We start from the raw sequence: 18,096 nt of genomic DNA, 5'->3' as shown, positions 1-18,096 counted from the left end.
CGAGTTGCTGGGTATTTATACAAGGCAGAGGCGTCGATGTGTAGCTAGCCTACATGAGAAGCCGATAACGTAGTAGAAATGGCCAGCAAACGCTGCCCGAAGGGTTCAGCTAAAAGCGTTTTACTCTTTGTTGAGGGGGATTTGCTTAGAGTGACTAGGCTACTTCCCCCTCGCCGCGATTAAAACGCTTTTATCTCGAACAAAATTTAACCACGAAAGGTCAACACGCCCTGATCAGTGCCAAATAAGAAGCACAAGGAAGCAAAGATGGAGACAACCACACCCCATGAGCGAGTAATAGACGCACAAGCTTATCAGCAGCTTGAAGCGATACTGGCTCAAAAAATAGAAACAGAACGCATTGTCACTCAAGTGGCAAAGCGATTGGCTTACGGCACCGATGCGAGTTTTTATCGCTTGGTGCCGAAAATGGTTCTAAGGCTCAAAAACTTAGACGAAGTGATATTCACCATTCAAAGTTGTCGCGAACTCGGTATTCATTTTACCTTTCGCGCCGCGGGCACTAGCCTGTCAGGGCAAGCCGTTTCAGACTCGGTACTCATCACACTGACCGACGACTGGCGTGGTCATGAAATCGTCGACAACGGCAATCAGATCATCCTTCAACCGGGTGTGATTGGTGCTGATGCCAACAAATACCTTGCCCCTTTCCAACGTAAAATCGGCCCAGATCCAGCCTCTATCAATACCTGTAAAATCGGTGGTATTGCAGCGAATAATGCCAGTGGTATGTGTTGTGGTACCGCGCAAAACTCATACCGCACCGTTGAGAGCATGAAAATCGTATTGAGTGATGGCTCCCTGCTTGATACGGCTGATAACGCAAGTGTTGAAGCATTCAAGCTATCACATAAAGATCTGTTTGAAGGCATTGTTGATTTACACAGACAGACTAGATCGAATCAAGAACTGGCCGACAGAATCCGCCACAAGTACCGCCTGAAAAATACCACCGGCTACGCGCTCAATGCATTGGTCGATTACCACGATCCAATTGAGATCATCAAACACTTGATGATTGGCTCAGAAGGCACACTAGGTTTCATTGCTGAGATTACCTACAACACGGTTATCGAACATCCGAACAAAGCCTCGGCTCTGTTGGTGTTTTCCGACATAGAACAAGCCAGTAAAGCCGTGACTACACTATCAAAAACGCCGGTTGCTGCGGTTGAATTGATGGATGGCAGAGCGCTGCGTTCAGTGGCTGATAAACCGGGTATGCCTGCATTTATGCCAAGCTTGGACTTAGAAGCCGCTGCTATTTTGGTGGAATCACACGCCAGCTCCCAGCCGGACTTAGATTTACAATGTAAATCAATTTTGGACGCATTGACTGAATACACGATTGTTGAATCGGTCCCTTTTACTTCCGATCCAAAGACAGTCGCAACCCTATGGGGCATCCGAAAAGGCATGTTCCCTGCGGTAGGCGCAGTGCGTGAAGTCGGCACGACCGTTATCATTGAAGACGTGGCTTTCCCTGTCGAAAACCTAGCGAATGGTATTCGAGAGCTGCAAGAGTTGTTCGATAAATACGAATACAGCGAAGCGATCATTTTTGGTCACGCCCTCGAAGGCAACCTGCATTTTGTATTCACTCAAGGCTTCGACAGCCAAACAGAAATCGATCGCTACGGCGGTTTCATGGATGACGTTGCCGAACTGGTCGCGGTGAAATACCAAGGTTCTCTGAAAGCAGAACATGGCACTGGCCGTAATATGGCACCTTATGTCGAATTGGAATGGGGTAAAGATGGCTACGCCTTGATGCAACAGATCAAAGCCTTGTTTGATCCAGAAAGACTGCTCAACCCCGGCGTTATTATTAACGACAATCCAAATTCACACATCACGAATTTGAAGCCAATGCCTGCTGCCGACGACCTTGTCGACCGCTGTATCGAGTGTGGCTTCTGTGAGCCTGTTTGTCCGTCTCGTACCTTAACTCTATCGCCACGCCAACGTATCGTGCTGTACCGCGAGTTACAACGCCGACGCGCTGCGGGCGAAGAGATGGAAGCAAGCGAACTAGAGAAAACCTTCGAATACCAAGGCATTGATACCTGCGCCGCAACAGGCCTGTGTGCCGAGCGTTGCCCAGTGGGAATCAACACCGGCGATTTGATCAAGAAGCTTCGTATTGCCAAGTACGAGAAATTTACGCCAATCGCTAAGTGGACAGCGGATCATTTCTCGACCACCACCAAGCTGACCAAAGCTGGGCTCAAAACCAACCAAGTGGCAAGCAAGGTTCTAGGAGCGAATACAGTCGGTAAGCTAACCAACGGCTTGCGCTCTATCACCAAAGGCGCGACGCCGGTTTGGATGCCTGAGATGCCACAATCCAATAGCCACTCGCTAGTCTCATCACCAGTGACGGCAGAATCCTCAAGCAATCATAAGAAGGTGGTTTACCTCCCTTCGTGTGCCAGTCGAACCATGGGACAGCAAAGCGATGCGGGCGATCAACGCCCTCTAACTGAAGTGACCATGTCTTTGCTTAACAAAGCCGGATTTGAGGTTATTCTTCCGAAGAAGCTAGATGACCAATGTTGTGGCATGCCTTACGACAGCAAAGGAATGACCGATTTAGCCCAATCTAAAGCACAACAACTCGAAGAAGTGTTGTGGCAAGCCAGTCGTCAGGGTGAGTACCCAGTATTAATGGACACCAGCCCATGTGCTAAACGCAGTATTGAACAGTTCACCAAACCGTTAGAAGTATTAGAGCCGACAGGGTTTGTGAATCAATACCTGCTTGAGCACCTGACACTTGAGCCGCTGCAAGAAACCGTGATGCTGCATGTGACTTGTAGTTCTCGTCGAATGGGTTTGGAAGGCGCGATGTTGAACCTTGCTAAAGCCTGTACCGAAGAAGTCATCGTTCCTGAGCATATTCAATGTTGTGGTTGGGCGGGTGATAAAGGTTTTACCACTCCAGAGCTGAATGAAGCGGCGGTACACCCACTCAAAGAACAAGTGCCGAGCAACTGCACTCGCGGCTTTAGTAACAGCCGAACCTGTGAGATCGGTTTGTCACATCACAGTGGCATTCCGTATCAGTCAATCTTGTACTTAGTAGACGAAGTGGCGCAGTAGCTTCATTCACGATGTAAAAGGTATTAGCTTAAACCTAAAACGAAAAATGGCAGCCCAATCAGGCTGCCATTTCTTTATTCGATTTAAAACGTATTACCGAGCTAGATATTGATGAGCTAACGGCTACTGAGCTAGGCGTATCAACTCTTCTGGCGAGTAGTGTTCTGCTTCTGCACCTTTGGCGATTAAGTCGATCACTTGGAACTCATTCATGTCACCAAACTCTTTAGTTAAATAATCACGAAACGCTTTCTCATTCGGCCATTTACCTCGCACGATATAGCCCTCTTCTTTGTCAAAATCTTCTGTTTCAAAGAATGAAAAATCGGTCATACCGATATTGTGGCAATACAAAACGAGATACATAATTTTTCCTCAAAAATGAGGTTACTAATAAAAACTCACAGGGAGATAGAAATCAAGCTCAAACACTTCATCACTGTTTAGAAAATGATTCTGATGATAATGCACATAAGCCGGAGTGGAACGCTGCTTGAAGCCAGACGTAGGTAGCCACTTTTCTAACACCATACTGATCTGTGGTAGCAGCTCACCATAACGGCCATTCAGTCGAAATACAGCATGTAAACCACCCGGAATCACCATCTGGTTCACGACACTGCGATACTTAATCGGTTCATCTATCGCGATACACGCTACATAGCGGCACTGATCCATTTCAACCCAAGCAGGGTTTGAGTGATGCAAACCAAATTGGCTCGAAAAGTCGCGCTGTTCTGAGTTCGCCCACGCTTTCAATATCAGCCACGCGTTGCGAATAGAACGGTTATAACCCGTATGTCGAACATAAGCCGCCATGCGCTCCGGTGTTTCAACGATCTTAGGTTCGGGTAACACTCGCTGCGCTACGTTCAAATAACCCGCCGCGACTTCGGGATCTTTCAAATAGGGTTTTTCTGCTATCTGTAAGTCGTGTTTACGCCATTCTCCCGGTGACATGTTAAAGGTCGCTTTGAATGCTCGGCTAAATGAAGACACCGAACTAAAGCCACATTTACTAGCAATCTCTACCACTGACGACGTGGTATCGAACATCAATTGATTGGCTGCATACTCCATTCGAGTGCGTCGAATGTACTGATGTAGCGACTCCCCAACCACGCTTTTAAAGGTGCGATGAAAATGTTGCTCTGAATAAGCCGCAATCTCGGAGAGCGCTTTTGCCGACAGAGGTTGGCTGATGTCTTGATGAATATGGAACAAAACATCATTGATTCGGGATAAGTGTTGTCGTGACATCGTTTAAATAGCATAAATGGACATGTTTAAGAGCATAAACGGACACGCTAGTTTTTACAATTGCCGTGTAATATCAAGCGATAGAATAAAAACGATAAAAGACGAGACACAACACATGGAAATCGCACAGTCATTACAACAGATTCAATCTTCATACATTCGAGAGATCCTAGCAGCCGCAAGCGATCCAAATGTCATCTCATTGGCAGGTGGTTTACCGGACGAGAAAACATTCCCTATCGATTTAATGAAGCCAACGCTAGAAAACTTAGCGAACATGCCTGAAGTTTTCCAATACGGCTCGACTGCGGGTTACGGCCCGTTGCTTGATCACCTTACGCAAAGCTACCAATTGCCAGAGACTCACACAGCAATGATCTGTACGGGTTCTCAGCAAGGTTTGGATTTGATTGCACGAGCGTATGTTGATCCGAATGATGTGGTTGTGATGGAAGCGCCAAGCTACTTGGGTGCGATGCAAGTGTTTGGTCTAGTTCAAGCGAACATTGTGACTGTGTCTCAAACAGAATTTGGTCCAAATCTAGACGAACTAGAAACGTGCTTTGCAGAGCAATCACCGAAAATGTTCTACGCCGTGCCTGATTTTCACAACCCAACAGGTGTGTGCTGGGCAACAGAAACTCGTCAAAAAGTGGCTGAACTGTGTATCAAATACAACGTGGCATTCATTGAAGATGCACCATACCGAGAGCTACGCTTTACAGGCACAGAGCTGCCAATGGTTTCTTCGTTCTGCCCTGATAACTCTATCGTTCTTCGTTCATTCTCTAAGATTGCATCGCCAGGTCTACGTATTGGCGCGGTAACAGGTAAACGCAGCTACCTTGAGCCACTAATCAAAGTGAAGCAAGGCGCGGACTTACACTCAAGTGTACCAATGCAAGCGCTGCTTGTTGGTCTTCTAAAACATGAAGATTTCAACCTGCACATGGAAAATATTCGTACCCTTTACAAGTCTCGTTATGAAGTGCTGTTTTCAGAGCTAGAAAAACAGCTGCCTACTGACTGTGTATTAAAATCCGTTGATGGCGGAATGTTCATTTGGGTTGAAATCCCAGAGTGCGATACCTTCGAATTAGCTAAGACTCTGCTATCGAATGGCGTAGCGGTAGTACCAAGCCCAGTATTCTATCCAAAGGCTGATGAAGCTAAAGCTGCACTGCGCTTAAACTTCACCAACGCCAACCCAGAAGAATTAACAGAAGCGGTAAAACGCTTAGCGGAAGTACTTAACCAAGCGTAATCGCTGACTAAGTCAGACAGATTCAATACCAAGGCCCTGCTGTTTTTACAGCAGGGCCTTTTGGTTTGGGAATACGTTGTTGTAATTCGAACCAGATAAAACGGTTTCATTGAACTTCCTAGCCCATAAACCACACAAATAGAAATGATAAATAGCCCTACTTTTGGTTGGTTTTTGTCCATCCTTGGCTTGGTTATACTGCGGCGGATTTTAATAAGCCAATATGGGCAAACCTGAGTGAATTAAACTCAGTCTGTATCATAAAAGGCAACGCTCTGGATTTACGTTCCAGCTCGCAGAAAGGAAAAACCATGTCTCAATATGTTGTATGTGCTCTGTATAAATTCGTAGCACTTGATGATTACCAAGAAATTCGCCAGCCACTCACTGACGTGTTAGAAGCCAACCAAATCCGCGGTACTTTGCTACTTGCGAGTGAAGGTATCAACGGCACCGTTGCAGGTAAGCGCGAATCTATCGACGCTCTTCTTAAATGGTTCAAACAAGATTCTCGTTTGGCTGATGTTGTTTACAAGGAGTCGTTCAACGAAGAACAACCATTCAACCGCACCAAGGTTAAGCTCAAGAAAGAGATCGTAACCATGGGCGTTGAGGGTATCGACCCACGCCACGTTGTCGGCACTTACGTGAAACCAAACGAATGGAACGCATTGATCTCTGATCCTGATGTGATTCTGGTTGATACTCGTAACGATTACGAAGTCGATATCGGTACATTCAAAAATGCTGTAAACCCAAACACAGAAACCTTCCGTGAATTCCCTCAATACGTTGAAGAAAATCTCGATCCTAAGAAACACAAAAAAGTCGCGATGTTCTGTACTGGCGGTATTCGTTGCGAAAAGTCAACAGCCTACATGAAAGAACAAGGCTTTGATGAGGTTTACCACCTTGAAGGCGGCATTCTTAAGTACCTAGAAGAAGTACCAGAAGAAGAGAGCATGTGGGAAGGCGACTGCTACGTATTTGACGGTCGTGTTGCAGTAAACCACCAGCTAGAAAAGAGCGGTTACGATGTGTGTAACGCGTGTCGTTTGCCAATCACTGACGAAGACAAAGCCTCTGAACACTTCGAGAAAGGCGTAAGCTGCCCTAAGTGTATTGATAAGAACAGCGACGAGCAGAAAGCCCGTTTCCGCGAACGTGAAAAGCAAGTTCAACTGTCGAATGCTCGTGGCGAAACCCACGTAGGTGGCGAAGCCGCTCACCTTATCGATCAACGTAAGAAAGAAAAGCTTGCACACAAAGAGCAGCAACGCTCTGGCAAGAAAGCGAAGTAAACGCTCTGCTTTAAACTCTTAGGATTCTAAACATATAACTATAAATAGTTAGCTATATACATACAAAAGGGCGCAAGTTCGAAGATGATTCCTCGAGTTTGTGCCCTTTTTTGATCGCTTTACGGCTTTGTGTTTTGAACCACATTTCTTTCGATAAATTGCTTCTATACTGTCAGGGCGTGTTGACCTTCCGCGGTTGGATTTTGTTCGAGATAAAAGCGTTTTAATCGCGGCGAGGGAGAAGTAGCCTAGTCATTCTAAGCAAATCTCCCTTAACAAAGAGTAAAACGCTTTTAGCCGAACCCTTCGGGCAGCGTTTGCTGGTTATTTCTACTACGTTATCGGCCTCTCATGTAGGCTAGCTACACATCAAAGCCTCTGCCTTGTAGAAATACCCAGCAATTCGCCGCAAAAACAAGCTCGAAAGATCAACACGCCCTAAAAATCCGACTAGAGAGGAAGTGCCAATGCTCAATGAAAACCATGCCTTTATCTTAGATTTCCCAGATCTTAAATTAGACATTGTTCAGCTCAACCACGACGACGAAAAATTCAAAGCAGACATGCAGAAATACCACCAACTCGACTACGACATCCGTCAGCTAGAAATCTCTGGCAGCCCTATCGATGACGACAGCATGCACAACCTCAAAGTTGAACGCATGGCGCTAAAAGACTCGCTACACAAACAGCTCACGCGCCACCACGCACTTAAGATCGTATAGAAAAATCAGGCCAAAACTCTATTTTAAGCCATGCATCACGCATGGCTTTTTGGTTTCATCACAGCGCAAATCTAAGCTAATTCGGCTTCTTCAATTATGTTACTGTTTGCTTATTCGAAAGCGTTTGATAAGGAAGTGAGCAGAGTGACAATAGAAGAAGAGAACATACAATTCCAGCTCGTTTCAAATCTCGAATTCGAAGAACTGTTTGCGTGTGTTAAGCAAGGGCTTTTCATACACGTTGATAGCGTTTTCGGATGGGATGACGACTTCCAACGTCAACAACTTTTAAACGAGTACAATCCCTCTTGGTTTCATTGGGTATACCTAGGAAAACAAAGGGTTGGACTTGTGTGTTTTAAGCCTTATGACAACGCATACCATGTTCACCTTCTGATCATTTCCCATCAATACCAAGATCAGTCTATTGGTAAAAAAGTCATGTCACGCATCCACGAAAAAGCCCATCAAGAGCAACGAAACCAAGTCACTCTGTCGAGCTTTAGAAGTAACACCCGCGCCATCAGTTTTTATCAGGCGCTTGACTACCAAATTGTTGATGATAGTGATACTAATTTCGTGGGGATGACTCTCTATTTAAACTAGAAGCGACTTCGCTAATTAAACGCCCTAGCCACTCGGCCGTTGCTGCTCAATTCGTAGTGACCAATATAGGCTGGGATAAATACCGATTGCCCTTTGGTGAGGGTTAAGTGCTCGCCTTTCTGACTCATTAGCACTAGGTCATCATCTATTGCCATTAAAATTTCAGCGCCACTTGTGATAACTTCTTCTTGATGAGGACGATGAAAGATATTGAAATTGAAGTCACTGACCGGGATATCATAACAATCACATTTACCCAGTTTTGATGGCTCTAACAACAAGCCTTCGAACGGAATTGGCGTGAATTTTGTGCAGGCGACTAACTCAGCGACATCAATGTGTTTTGGCGTTAAACCTGCTCGTAGCACGTTGTCTGAATTTGCCATAATCTCAAGCCCGGTACCTTTAATGTAAGCGTGCGGAGTGTTCGCATTCAAATACATCGCTTCACCTGGCTTTAGTGTGATCAAGTTAAGCAGCAGAACACAAAACAGACCGATATCGTTCGGGTACTGATGGCTAAGTTCAATGATCAATGCAAATTCTGTTTGATCTTGGTGAGCCTCTGCGTAAGTCAGAAGTTGCTCTAGTGCTTGATGTTTACATTGGTCATTAAGCGTTAATAGATCACGGAAAAACGCTTCTAAACCTAGAGAGTCAAGGTGGGTCCCAAACTCTTCAATCAAGCCAGCGAGCACGCTAGAGTCTAATCTTCTGAACAAACCTAATATTTCATTAAATTCTCGAAAGCCATTCATCGCTTGGTACTCAGTGATCGCGTAAACCAATTCAGGTTTATGGTTAGAGTCTTTATAATTACGATGCCCTGCAGTCAGAGGGATTCTTGCTTGCTCCTCTCTCGCAAAGCCTAACTCGGCTTGGTGCTTGTTTGGGTGGACCTGGACCGATAGCGCTTTTTCTGCTGCCAAGATCTTAAACAAGAACGGCAGTTCACCGAACTCCTGCGCAATATCAGTAGATAAATAAGCGGGTTTATTCTTGTTAATCAGCTCAGAGAGAGGCACCAAATGTTGGTCAAGCTTAACCATTGAGCAACCTTTTGGATGCGCTCCCATCCAAACTTCCGCTTGCGGCTCTTGTGACTCATTCTTAAAGCCAAACAGTTCACGTATCGAAGAAATACTCCCCCATGCATAATTTTGGATGGTGTTTTCCATTGGGAAAAATGAGTGTTCTGAGAAGTGGCTGAGTGACATGGCGTTTTCCGTAGTGAGCCCTTTGAACACAATTCAGAGAGCTGATTTCTAATAACGTAAATAATTAGAAAGACTACAGAGAGCAGCTAGAACCCACATGAGATGAGGTCTTAGACGCAATAGGAAAAATTCTTAGAAACAGGTGAGAACCATGAAAAGCGTGAAAAGAGTCACATTTGAATGCTACGTAAAAAAAAGCTGAAGATAGGGTAGCTGCATAATAACCAGAGGACCATTAGCAGCTATCTTATTTACGAAGAAATCCCTTAAAAGCCAGAGCGAACCTCTGCACTTTTCTGAGGCGATTGAGCTTGTAAGAAAGGCAGTAGCAGCAAGCCAATAACGGCCGCACAAGTCGAGATGGTAATGAAGAACCCACTCCAGCCATAAGTTTCTAGAACGAGCGCTAATGGGTAGCCAGAAAGTGCAGCACCCATATAGGCAAATAAGCCAACAAAGCCTGTCGCAGCTCCTGCGGAGTCTTTATGTGAGCATTCCGCGGCAGCCATACCTATTAGCATTTGAGGGCCAAACACAAAAAAGCCTACACAAAACAGCCCAGCCGCTTGAAACACAAAGTTGGTTAGAGGCATAAGCCATAAAGCGGATACTGAGAGGAAGATACCAATCGCGAACAGGATATTCATGGGACCACGGTTACCACCAAACAGCCTATCCGATCCCCATCCAGCAACAAGTGAACCAACGAAACCGCCAATCTCAAACAGAGACAACGCAGCGTTGGCGTTTATCAAACTATAATCGTGCTCTTCGGTGAGATATAAATTGCCCCAGTCGTTAACTGCCGTTCTTACGATGTAAACCAACACATAGCTAAAGGCGAGCAGCCAAATGTACTTATTGCTGAACACATAGGTTTTCAGGATCTCTCGATAGCTTAACCCTTGCCCATGGCTCTCTTGCGCCAATTCTAGATGGTCATTGCGCCACTTCCCTACCGTCGGAAGCCCCATGGTCGTGGGCTTATCACGTAAGCGCCAACAGACGATAAGACCAATAAAAACACCAATCACACCCGGCCATATAAACCCAGATCGCCAACTGTATTGGAGAGTTAGAAAGCCGACGAGAATAGGAATCAATGCCCCACCAACGTTGTGTGCTGTATTCCATATAGCCCAGCGAAAGCCTCTTTCGGAGCGAGAATACCAGGTCGTCAATAACTTGGAACACGATGGCCAGCCCCAACCTTGGAACCATGCATTAAGCACCCAAAGCGATATAAAAGCAGCCAACGAACTAGAAAAACCAAACGCGATATTGATCAAGCCTGTCGCGATTAGGCCGAGCCCCATGAAGTAACGCGGGTTCGACCGATCCGATATGGTGCCTGAAATAAACTTAGATAAGCCGTAAGAAAGATAAAAGAGCGTGCCAATCAAGCCGATATCGCCTTTGTCTAAGCCAAGATCGGTGATCATGGCTGGCGCGGCATAATTAAAGGTTTTACGAGTGAAGTAAAAACCTGCATAGCCGACATACATTCCTATCATGATGTGAAGACGCCAATAACGATAACGCTGATTGACCTCATCATCGCTTAGAGTATGACTTTTTGACGTTGTTGAGCGCAGAAATCCAAACATATTCGTTCTCACACTTTAGGTAATGTAACGCTGATATTAGTACCCGAAGAAGAGTCATTAGCGTTGATTGCCATCTTGCCACCGAGCGCCTGAACACGCTCTTGCATACCACGAACACCCATTCCTTTGAGAAGATCCTGCGCTGTAAAACCAACACCATTGTCTGTAATTCGAAGATAAGCTTGATCATCTAGAATCAGTTCTATTCTAATTTCACTTGCTTCAGCATATTTGTGGGCATTGTTTAAAGACTCTTGGCACAGTCGGAAGAGAGTAACCTTGAGCGTGTCACTCAAACATGAGTAGTCACCGTGCCAATTTAGCTGGATATCAACGCCGTGATCTGAAAACTCCATTTCCCGTATGAGCTGTTCAACGGAGTCCTTCAGGTCAAGGTCGTCCAACATTTTTGGTCTTAGCTTCGTTAGCAAGCGCTTGGTGGTGTCATAAACATTCAACGATAATGATTCAATCGTACCAGCACAGCGAACGCTCATTTCAGCTGCATCGACACGTTTGATAATGCTCGCTTGAGTCCGAATTGCCGTGATGTTCTGGCCTATCTCATCATGTAACTCACGGGCAATATCACGACGAACCGATTCTTCAGCCGTGATTAGCTGACGGGAAAGGTTTTGATTCCTAGAGAGCTCACTGCGTAATTTCGAGTTGAGATCTTTTTGTTTTTGAACAGCTAAACCAAGCAAAATACCTGTGATGGTCTGAGCGGAAAGAGACAAGAGTAAATCAGTAATTTCGAGTTTGGACGTGCCACTGTGGGCTGCAATCAACGCGACGCTATTTAGCAGGGTAGCGAGCAAGGCGCCTTGCCATCCATAACGAACGGCGAGCAAGATAATAGGGATAGCCATACAAAACGGGGCGAAGCGCCTTAGCTCATCTGGCAAACTGGTTTGTATCAAAATACTGACGACCAACAAGAGGCTGTATAAAGCGATGTGACGGATTTTGAACTCAATGACATTGTTGATTAAGTAAGAGCTCAGTGGCGCCCACTTGTTTTGGAATAGGTAATTCCATACCAGATAACACATCGGCACTAACATCAAACCACCTGTGGTGCTCACCAACCACACCATGTAAACAGCCGGAACATGAGAACTGACCGCGGCAACATTGATGAGTGCTGTGACCATGATTAAGCTCGCCATCACCAACAAGTGACGATTCAGGTCACCAGAATAATAACGTTTGGCAATTAGAGTGGCTGGAATACTTAGTCCACTGGCGATTAGTATCGTCAGCCATTGAGGTTCATCAAGTAGGAGAGCTAGGGCAATCGCGAGCCCCCACTCTGCAATATAGATAGCAGGCCAATAGTGAGTGCGAGTGTGCAGCGTCATTCCTAACCGGAGTGAGAATGGGAAAAGCAGAATGGCTAACTCAGGGTCATTAATGAAATAGAAGGCAATAACCCATAAACAGAACCATGCACAGCCAGCCATAAAAACCCCGCATAAGGAGGTGGCTAGATAAGAACGCATTAGTACTGGTCTTGAGCGAACAATTTAGCTAACTCAACGTTGTTCTTAACATTGAGTTTGTCCATGGCATTGGCACGGTGCACATGTACCGTTTTATGGCTAACCCCTAACTCGACAGCAATAGATTTCACGTCGAGCCCTGTCGCCAATAACTGGCACACTTCGCTTTCCCTGCGGGTGAGCTGATTTAACGAGGCTTTATTCTTCATTGGTGTCGCAAGTTTTATGGCGATATCTGGCGTAAGGTAGCAGCCGCCATTTGCGCTCGTGTGTACGGCCTGAATTAACTCATCAGGGCTACAGCGTTTACTGAGATAACCTTTAGCTCCTAACTCTAATGACTTTTCAACCATCGCCGGAGAGTCATGTACGCTCAACATAATACTAGCAATGCCAGATGGAATCTCTTCCAATAAGCTCAGGCCACTTTCATCTTGCATTGAAATATCCAAGATAACGACATCAGGGTGACAACTTGGCAGTCCGAGGCGCGCTTCTGCCGCAGAGTTAAACTCCCCCACGACCGTTATATCAGTTTCAAGACTGAGTAATTGAGCGAAGCCAGATCGAACAATGACGTGGTCATCAACAAGCGCAACATTAATCATGATATTAACCAAAATTAAGAGTGAGAAAGAAAAATAGCCCCAACAGGAGCTATCTAAAATTAAGTTTATTGGTAGAGATGATACTGAATCGAACTAACGATTGGTATGATCTCACGTGCTTTAAACCAATAAAGCACGTGAAACTATCTACCCGAAACTCTCTTTGCGAGAACAAGTACTCAGACAAGCTACGCGTTTTGAGCCGCTAGGTGCATCTTCTTCGCGTGACGAATCTTCTTCTCTTCCGCAATAGCAACGAACAACAGTAAAACAATACAAATGGCAGCAGAAGTATCGAGTGCTGCAAATGTCCCTTTCCAACCTGTTAAGCCGAAAATAGGCGTTCCGTCTGCAATCATGCCTAGGCCAAGTTTGGCAAAACTGTCACCAATTAGGTAAGCAAATGTGCCTTTCACGCCATCAGCCACACTGATTGCTTTCTTAGGAACAAAACCTACCGCAGCAACACCAATCAACAGTTGAGGACCGAATACTAGGAAGCCAAGTACGAATAGTGATGCTAGGTACATGAACTCGCTCGTTGCATGCTGATAAAACTCTAGAGATACAATAATCAGTCCAAGCGATACACAAGCAACTAAAGCACGACGTCCGTTAGCAAGGTCTGATAAATAACCCCACATTAATGTACCGACCAGAGCGCCAACTTCGAACAGAGTAAAGCCTGAAATAGCCGTTTCTTTTGATAGACCTAACTCTTGATACGCATAAACTGTAGACCATTGATCGATACCGATACGAACAATGTACAAAAAGATATTCGCGAAGCAGAGTAACCAGATCACTTTGTTTTTAAGGATATATTCAACAAAGATCTCTTTCTTAGTCATTTGATTTTCTTCAGCAATAGTATCTTCTTCGCTGATTTCTTCGTCAAACAACTCTTCAACTGTACCTAAACCGTATGCTTCTGGAGAGTCGTTACCAAAACGCATCCCAATAAAACCAACCACAATCGCGATGATCGATGGGAACACGAACATACCAATTACGTTGCCATCAAAAAAGTAGTTAGCGCCAAACAGCGCTACACCAGCAGCACCTGCACCACCTACGTTGTGTGACATGTTCCAAAGACCTAAATACGACCCACGCTTATTACGAGGCGTCCATTTAGTAATAGTCGAATAACTTGAAGGACCACCGGTACTTTGAAAGAAACCACTCAATGCGTAGAAGGCAACCATCATGAATAAGCTAGCGCTGCCTCCACCCAAGCTGAAGCTAAAGCCCAACATGGCAAGGCCAGATAGGATAAGCATGAATGGCAGGAACTGCTTGGTGTTTTTGCCATCCGCGTAGTAGGAAACAACCGTTTTACCAATACCATAAGTAATTGAAAAGCCAAGACCAATAAGACCTAGATCGGTCATTGATAATCCATAAGTAGAAATCATGTCGTTTTGCGCGACATTGAAGTTCTTACGGATTAAATACATGGTCAAATAGCCAATGAATACGACTAGGTACGATTGTAGGAATGGTTTAAACCACATTTTTCTTCTAGTTTCGACCGGAAGATCCAGCGTCGGTTTTCTAACCTGATCTAGGAACTTTAACATTGTGAACTCTCTTATTATTGATGAGGTCTGCACGGAACATTACTGACCATGCACTCTTTGCAATTCGATGATGAAATAATAAGGAGTCTAAAAAGCGACCGCATGAGAGAGGGTCTTAGAATAACTAGGAAAAATTCTTAGTTCAGAATCGGGAGTCAAGAAAGCGTGAACAGCATCACTTTATTTAAAATGTGTTATGCCGTGAAGAGGTATTGGAAAGGTGTCGTTAGTTAAGATATTTAGTAGGTGCCCCAAGCAAACTAAACATCGATTGTATTGAGCAGTTTATTGAAGTCTAAAGTGGCTAATAAAAGCCACATTAGATTCGCTTTACGGTATCGTAACCTAAACGATAGATAATAGAGTTTAATTATTCTTAGACACATCCAACTTATTCAGCAACGACGGAAAGCCCCAACCGTTCTCACCTTCGACCACAGGTTCTCCGGTCAAATACTCAAACAGCGTTGGAGCCAAAGAGCCATTAGCTTCGATTTTCAATTGCTGAGAGTTATCGCCAATTGGCGCTCCCCAGAATCCGATGAAGGCATCTTTCTCTAAGTAATCCTCACCAGCATGACGACCCGGCACCTTAGTGTTGTAACCAATTCCCGCTTTAGGGAACAAGTTAACCGTGCCAGCCCTATCTTCAAGGTAGATATTAGCCAGTTGATTCACTGAATCTGGTCGAGGTGTTGGTTGCGTCAATGAAGTCCACTCAGCACTGCTACACCACGTTGTCACATCCGCCTTAACCGCTCGATTAATACATTTTTCTACTAATAGAGAGTACTGTGAAAAATCAGCTTCGCTTGGTGATGCTAGGTATGGATTTAACCTTTGCGTATTGAGCAAAATTGGCGCTCGGTTGTCTTCCAATGACTCATAGAAAAGCTTGTCACCTTCACGTGTGATCAATTCATCGACCCGTTTTAAATCACGATTGCCAATCACACGAACAGCGCAGCGTTGTTGATCACATGTGCTTTCTCTTACGACCATATAATCAAGACTTTCAGGCAAGCGTTGCGCTATCTGATTGATGATGTCGATATTCTGACCAGCTGTCGCCGCAATCGGAGACCACTGCGTGAGTTCTTGGTAAACTGGCTGCACCTGCCACCCGTGAGCCGAATTAAAGAAGTCCATCATGAAGTTACCACCAGCAGTAGAAGCAACCACAACATCCAACTCCTTCGAACTTGGGTAGCTTAGGGCATTGGTGATTTTAGGCCCTTCACCCTCGTCTGAAGATATCTTCTTAACCACTATTGGGTACTCTAGCTCTGCTTGTAAGCCTTCAAATACCTGCTTTTCGGGATTGAGCGCGTAGAACACCGGCGTTAAACCATGATCCCCTGCCATACCCCATAGCGTTTTATCGTAAACGCCGGCACTGCGGTAGGTCGTTTCAATCTGGCGAATCCAATAGTCCAGTCGATTGAGCTCTCCCGTCGGCATCAAAATTTCGTCACTAAAAGGACCGGTAAAGTGTGCGAAGTGATCCGGCCATGGGTTATACACCAAGGTGTAGTCTGGCATCCCTTTTCCATCTAACTCGGCAAACTGAGTAATCAATTGTTTAACCTGAGCCTTCTTTGAAAACTTAGTGAAAAAATCAAAGCCAGATATAGTCTGATACGCTTCAATATCTTCAATCAAGGCTTGACGCTTTTCTTGCAAAACCACTTCGACTTCTGAACGTTCTTGAAGCTCTTTCACGCAGCGTTTCTCACCATAATCACGCAGTGACTCACCCAAACCTAGGTTTACTAACCCATCGTAAGTGGTGTGAGCATTCCAATCATATTGAGCGTTGCAGTTCAGCGTTTTAAGGTAATCAAGGCGGTCAAACATGGTTTGAACCTTGTTGTCTGCCATCAACACATCTAACTGCAGGGCATCATTACCAAAGAAGTAATACGCTCGGTCGATCTCTCGGTCGACAAAGTGGAAATTAGGGATGCCCGTACCACCGTTACCAGACACTTTTGCGCCCGTTTTGATGATCGGTAGATTACGTACGCTGATCGTCGGAGTAGAAGAGATACCCACTCGGCTTATATTATTTCGATTCTCTTGATAGAGTTTTTTGAAGAACGGAAGATAATTCGGATCACGGTAGGTTTGTTCAGACATAACTTCCATGAACCTCACCTGCTGTTGATGTTCAGGTTCAATAACCGTTTCTAGCTTAGGTTTGTATTGCGCTCGGTTTTTATGATTTTGGTAAGCAACAGAAATGAAAGGTGAATCTTCATCGACCAAGCCTTCGATCAACCCCTGCTGTAAACCGTCGACGGTCACTTGGACCGCAAAACGTTTGTGCTGTTGGGATTCTAAGAATTGTATTAGCGCATCAGGCTGGTCACTGAACGCTTGTTGCATCCAATCATCGAGCGCTTCTGCACGTTCTTCTTTAAACACAAATTGTCGGTAAGCTTTCAGCAAGTTTAAGCGTACAAAATCAATAAGCGTGATGGTAAGAGCTTGTGCTTTGTTATTCGGCTTATCAGCGTTTTCTGGTTTACCATCTTCTGCAATCGCCAACATTGCAGATTTCATGTCGCCGTCATCCATTCCCAATGCCGCTTTACCGATCAAATCAACGATGATCGGTTGAATTTGAGCGATGATAGCTAGATCTTCAGGGCTATTGGTTAAGTATGTGTAATTCGCAGGGAGCGTGTCCATATCCTGCCAAACACCAATTTCGAATAACGCATCGTAGATAACCACCATGTTGGCAATGAACTGTTCATCGATACGAATACCTTCATGATGCCCCGTTGCTTCAGTCGAGGTATCTGGCTCGTGATGCTCTGAGGTTGGCTTATCTCCAACATGATAGAGGCTATGTTCAAAGCCCTTTAGCGCCTGCTTATCATAAACCGTCGACAAGTAAGATTTGAACACATCTTCACTGCCCAAGCCTGAATAGCGGTCGTAATAACTATAGAGAAAATAACCCAAAGGAATTGAGTACGTCGGGTTGGATAACTGAGCAACGACTCGAGCTTTGGTTTTGACATCTAAAGGGAGAGCGAGAATATACGCATCTAATGTAACACCACCAATCGTGAAAAGAGCCGCATCACGAGTGAGTTTGGCAGAATAACTTAGGCTTGAAAGCACCTGATTTTTCAACACTTCACTGGAGCTAAACACGCCACCAATGACGGGTGTTGTTGATATATCAGCCGCACTCGGAGCTGACGCAACCGCCAACGATAAGGCACTGAACAAACTGGCGTAACTGCGAACGTGAGAATAAGAGCTCATCAAATTTCCTTTAGA

Annotated in this window: 13 protein-coding genes; 5 read left to right on the top strand and 8 right to left on the bottom strand. The window is 45.1% G+C overall.

Annotated features, from left to right (window positions below):
* The first annotated feature begins 267 nt into the window (after positions 1 to 267).
* On the top strand, positions 268 to 3,123 hold the full coding sequence (locus ACED42_RS06180) for an FAD-binding and (Fe-S)-binding domain-containing protein (RefSeq protein WP_371701859.1): 2,856 nt from the start codon (positions 268 to 270) through the stop codon (positions 3,121 to 3,123).
* A gap of 123 nt (positions 3,124 to 3,246) precedes the next feature.
* Here ACED42_RS06180 and ACED42_RS06175 read toward each other — a convergent pair whose 3' ends face one another.
* Positions 3,247 to 3,489, bottom strand: coding sequence for a hypothetical protein (locus tag ACED42_RS06175; RefSeq protein ID WP_102501619.1), 243 nt, complete (start codon positions 3,487 to 3,489; stop codon positions 3,247 to 3,249).
* A 24-nt stretch (positions 3,490 to 3,513) separates the two neighbouring features.
* Positions 3,514 to 4,383, bottom strand: a complete 870-nt coding sequence (locus tag ACED42_RS06170) for a GyrI-like domain-containing protein (protein ID WP_009846140.1) — start codon at positions 4,381 to 4,383, stop codon at positions 3,514 to 3,516.
* A 115-nt stretch (positions 4,384 to 4,498) separates the two neighbouring features.
* On the opposite strand from ACED42_RS06170, the gene ACED42_RS06165 reads away from it, so the two are divergent.
* The 4 genes from ACED42_RS06165 to ACED42_RS06150 all read left to right on the top strand — a co-directional run bounded on the left by ACED42_RS06165 (position 4,499) and on the right by ACED42_RS06150 (position 8,279).
* Entirely contained in the window at positions 4,499 to 5,647 is a 1,149-nt protein-coding gene (locus ACED42_RS06165) for a PLP-dependent aminotransferase family protein (RefSeq protein WP_102314751.1), read from the top strand.
* 311 nt (positions 5,648 to 5,958) lie between these two features.
* Complete coding sequence (locus ACED42_RS06160; protein WP_371701856.1) at positions 5,959 to 6,948, top strand: rhodanese-related sulfurtransferase; 990 nt, start codon at positions 5,959 to 5,961, stop codon at positions 6,946 to 6,948.
* Positions 6,949 to 7,415: 467 nt separating this feature from the next.
* Complete coding sequence (locus ACED42_RS06155) at positions 7,416 to 7,673, top strand: YdcH family protein (protein ID WP_010432560.1); 258 nt, start codon at positions 7,416 to 7,418, stop codon at positions 7,671 to 7,673.
* A gap of 96 nt (positions 7,674 to 7,769) precedes the next feature.
* Positions 7,770 to 8,279, top strand: coding sequence for a GNAT family N-acetyltransferase (locus ACED42_RS06150; protein WP_371701854.1), 510 nt, complete (start codon positions 7,770 to 7,772; stop codon positions 8,277 to 8,279).
* A gap of 11 nt (positions 8,280 to 8,290) precedes the next feature.
* Here the strand turns inward: ACED42_RS06150 and manA are convergent, their stop codons facing one another.
* The 6 genes from manA to ACED42_RS06120 all read right to left on the bottom strand — a co-directional run bounded on the left by manA (position 8,291) and on the right by ACED42_RS06120 (position 18,081).
* A complete protein-coding gene (gene manA, locus ACED42_RS06145) occupies positions 8,291 to 9,496 on the bottom strand; it encodes a mannose-6-phosphate isomerase, class I (protein ID WP_371701852.1) in 1,206 nt (401 codons plus the stop codon).
* A 266-nt stretch (positions 9,497 to 9,762) separates the two neighbouring features.
* Positions 9,763 to 11,103 carry an MFS transporter gene (locus tag ACED42_RS06140; RefSeq protein WP_371701850.1) on the bottom strand — a complete coding sequence of 447 codons (1,341 nt, stop codon included), beginning with the start codon at positions 11,101 to 11,103 and terminating at the stop codon, positions 9,763 to 9,765.
* Positions 11,104 to 11,111: 8 nt separating this feature from the next.
* Entirely contained in the window at positions 11,112 to 12,608 is a 1,497-nt protein-coding gene (gene uhpB, locus ACED42_RS06135; RefSeq protein ID WP_032499231.1) for a signal transduction histidine-protein kinase/phosphatase UhpB, read from the bottom strand.
* Positions 12,608 to 13,216, bottom strand: coding sequence for a transcriptional regulator UhpA (gene uhpA / locus ACED42_RS06130; protein WP_009846132.1), 609 nt, complete (start codon positions 13,214 to 13,216; stop codon positions 12,608 to 12,610). Before uhpA ends, uhpB begins: the two co-directional genes overlap by 1 nt.
* A 188-nt stretch (positions 13,217 to 13,404) precedes the next feature.
* Positions 13,405 to 14,799 carry a hexose-6-phosphate:phosphate antiporter gene (gene uhpT / locus ACED42_RS06125; protein ID WP_009846131.1) on the bottom strand — a complete coding sequence of 465 codons (1,395 nt, stop codon included), beginning with the start codon at positions 14,797 to 14,799 and terminating at the stop codon, positions 13,405 to 13,407.
* A gap of 366 nt (positions 14,800 to 15,165) precedes the next feature.
* Positions 15,166 to 18,081, bottom strand: a complete 2,916-nt coding sequence (locus ACED42_RS06120; protein ID WP_371701849.1) for an alkaline phosphatase family protein — start codon at positions 18,079 to 18,081, stop codon at positions 15,166 to 15,168.
* Positions 18,082 to 18,096 lie beyond the last annotated feature (15 nt).

It is taken from the genome of Vibrio sp. FF145 (assembly GCF_041439075.1).
GTDB lineage: Bacteria > Pseudomonadota > Gammaproteobacteria > Enterobacterales > Vibrionaceae > Vibrio > Vibrio tasmaniensis_A.
This window is presented reverse-complemented; position numbering and strand designations above follow the sequence as displayed.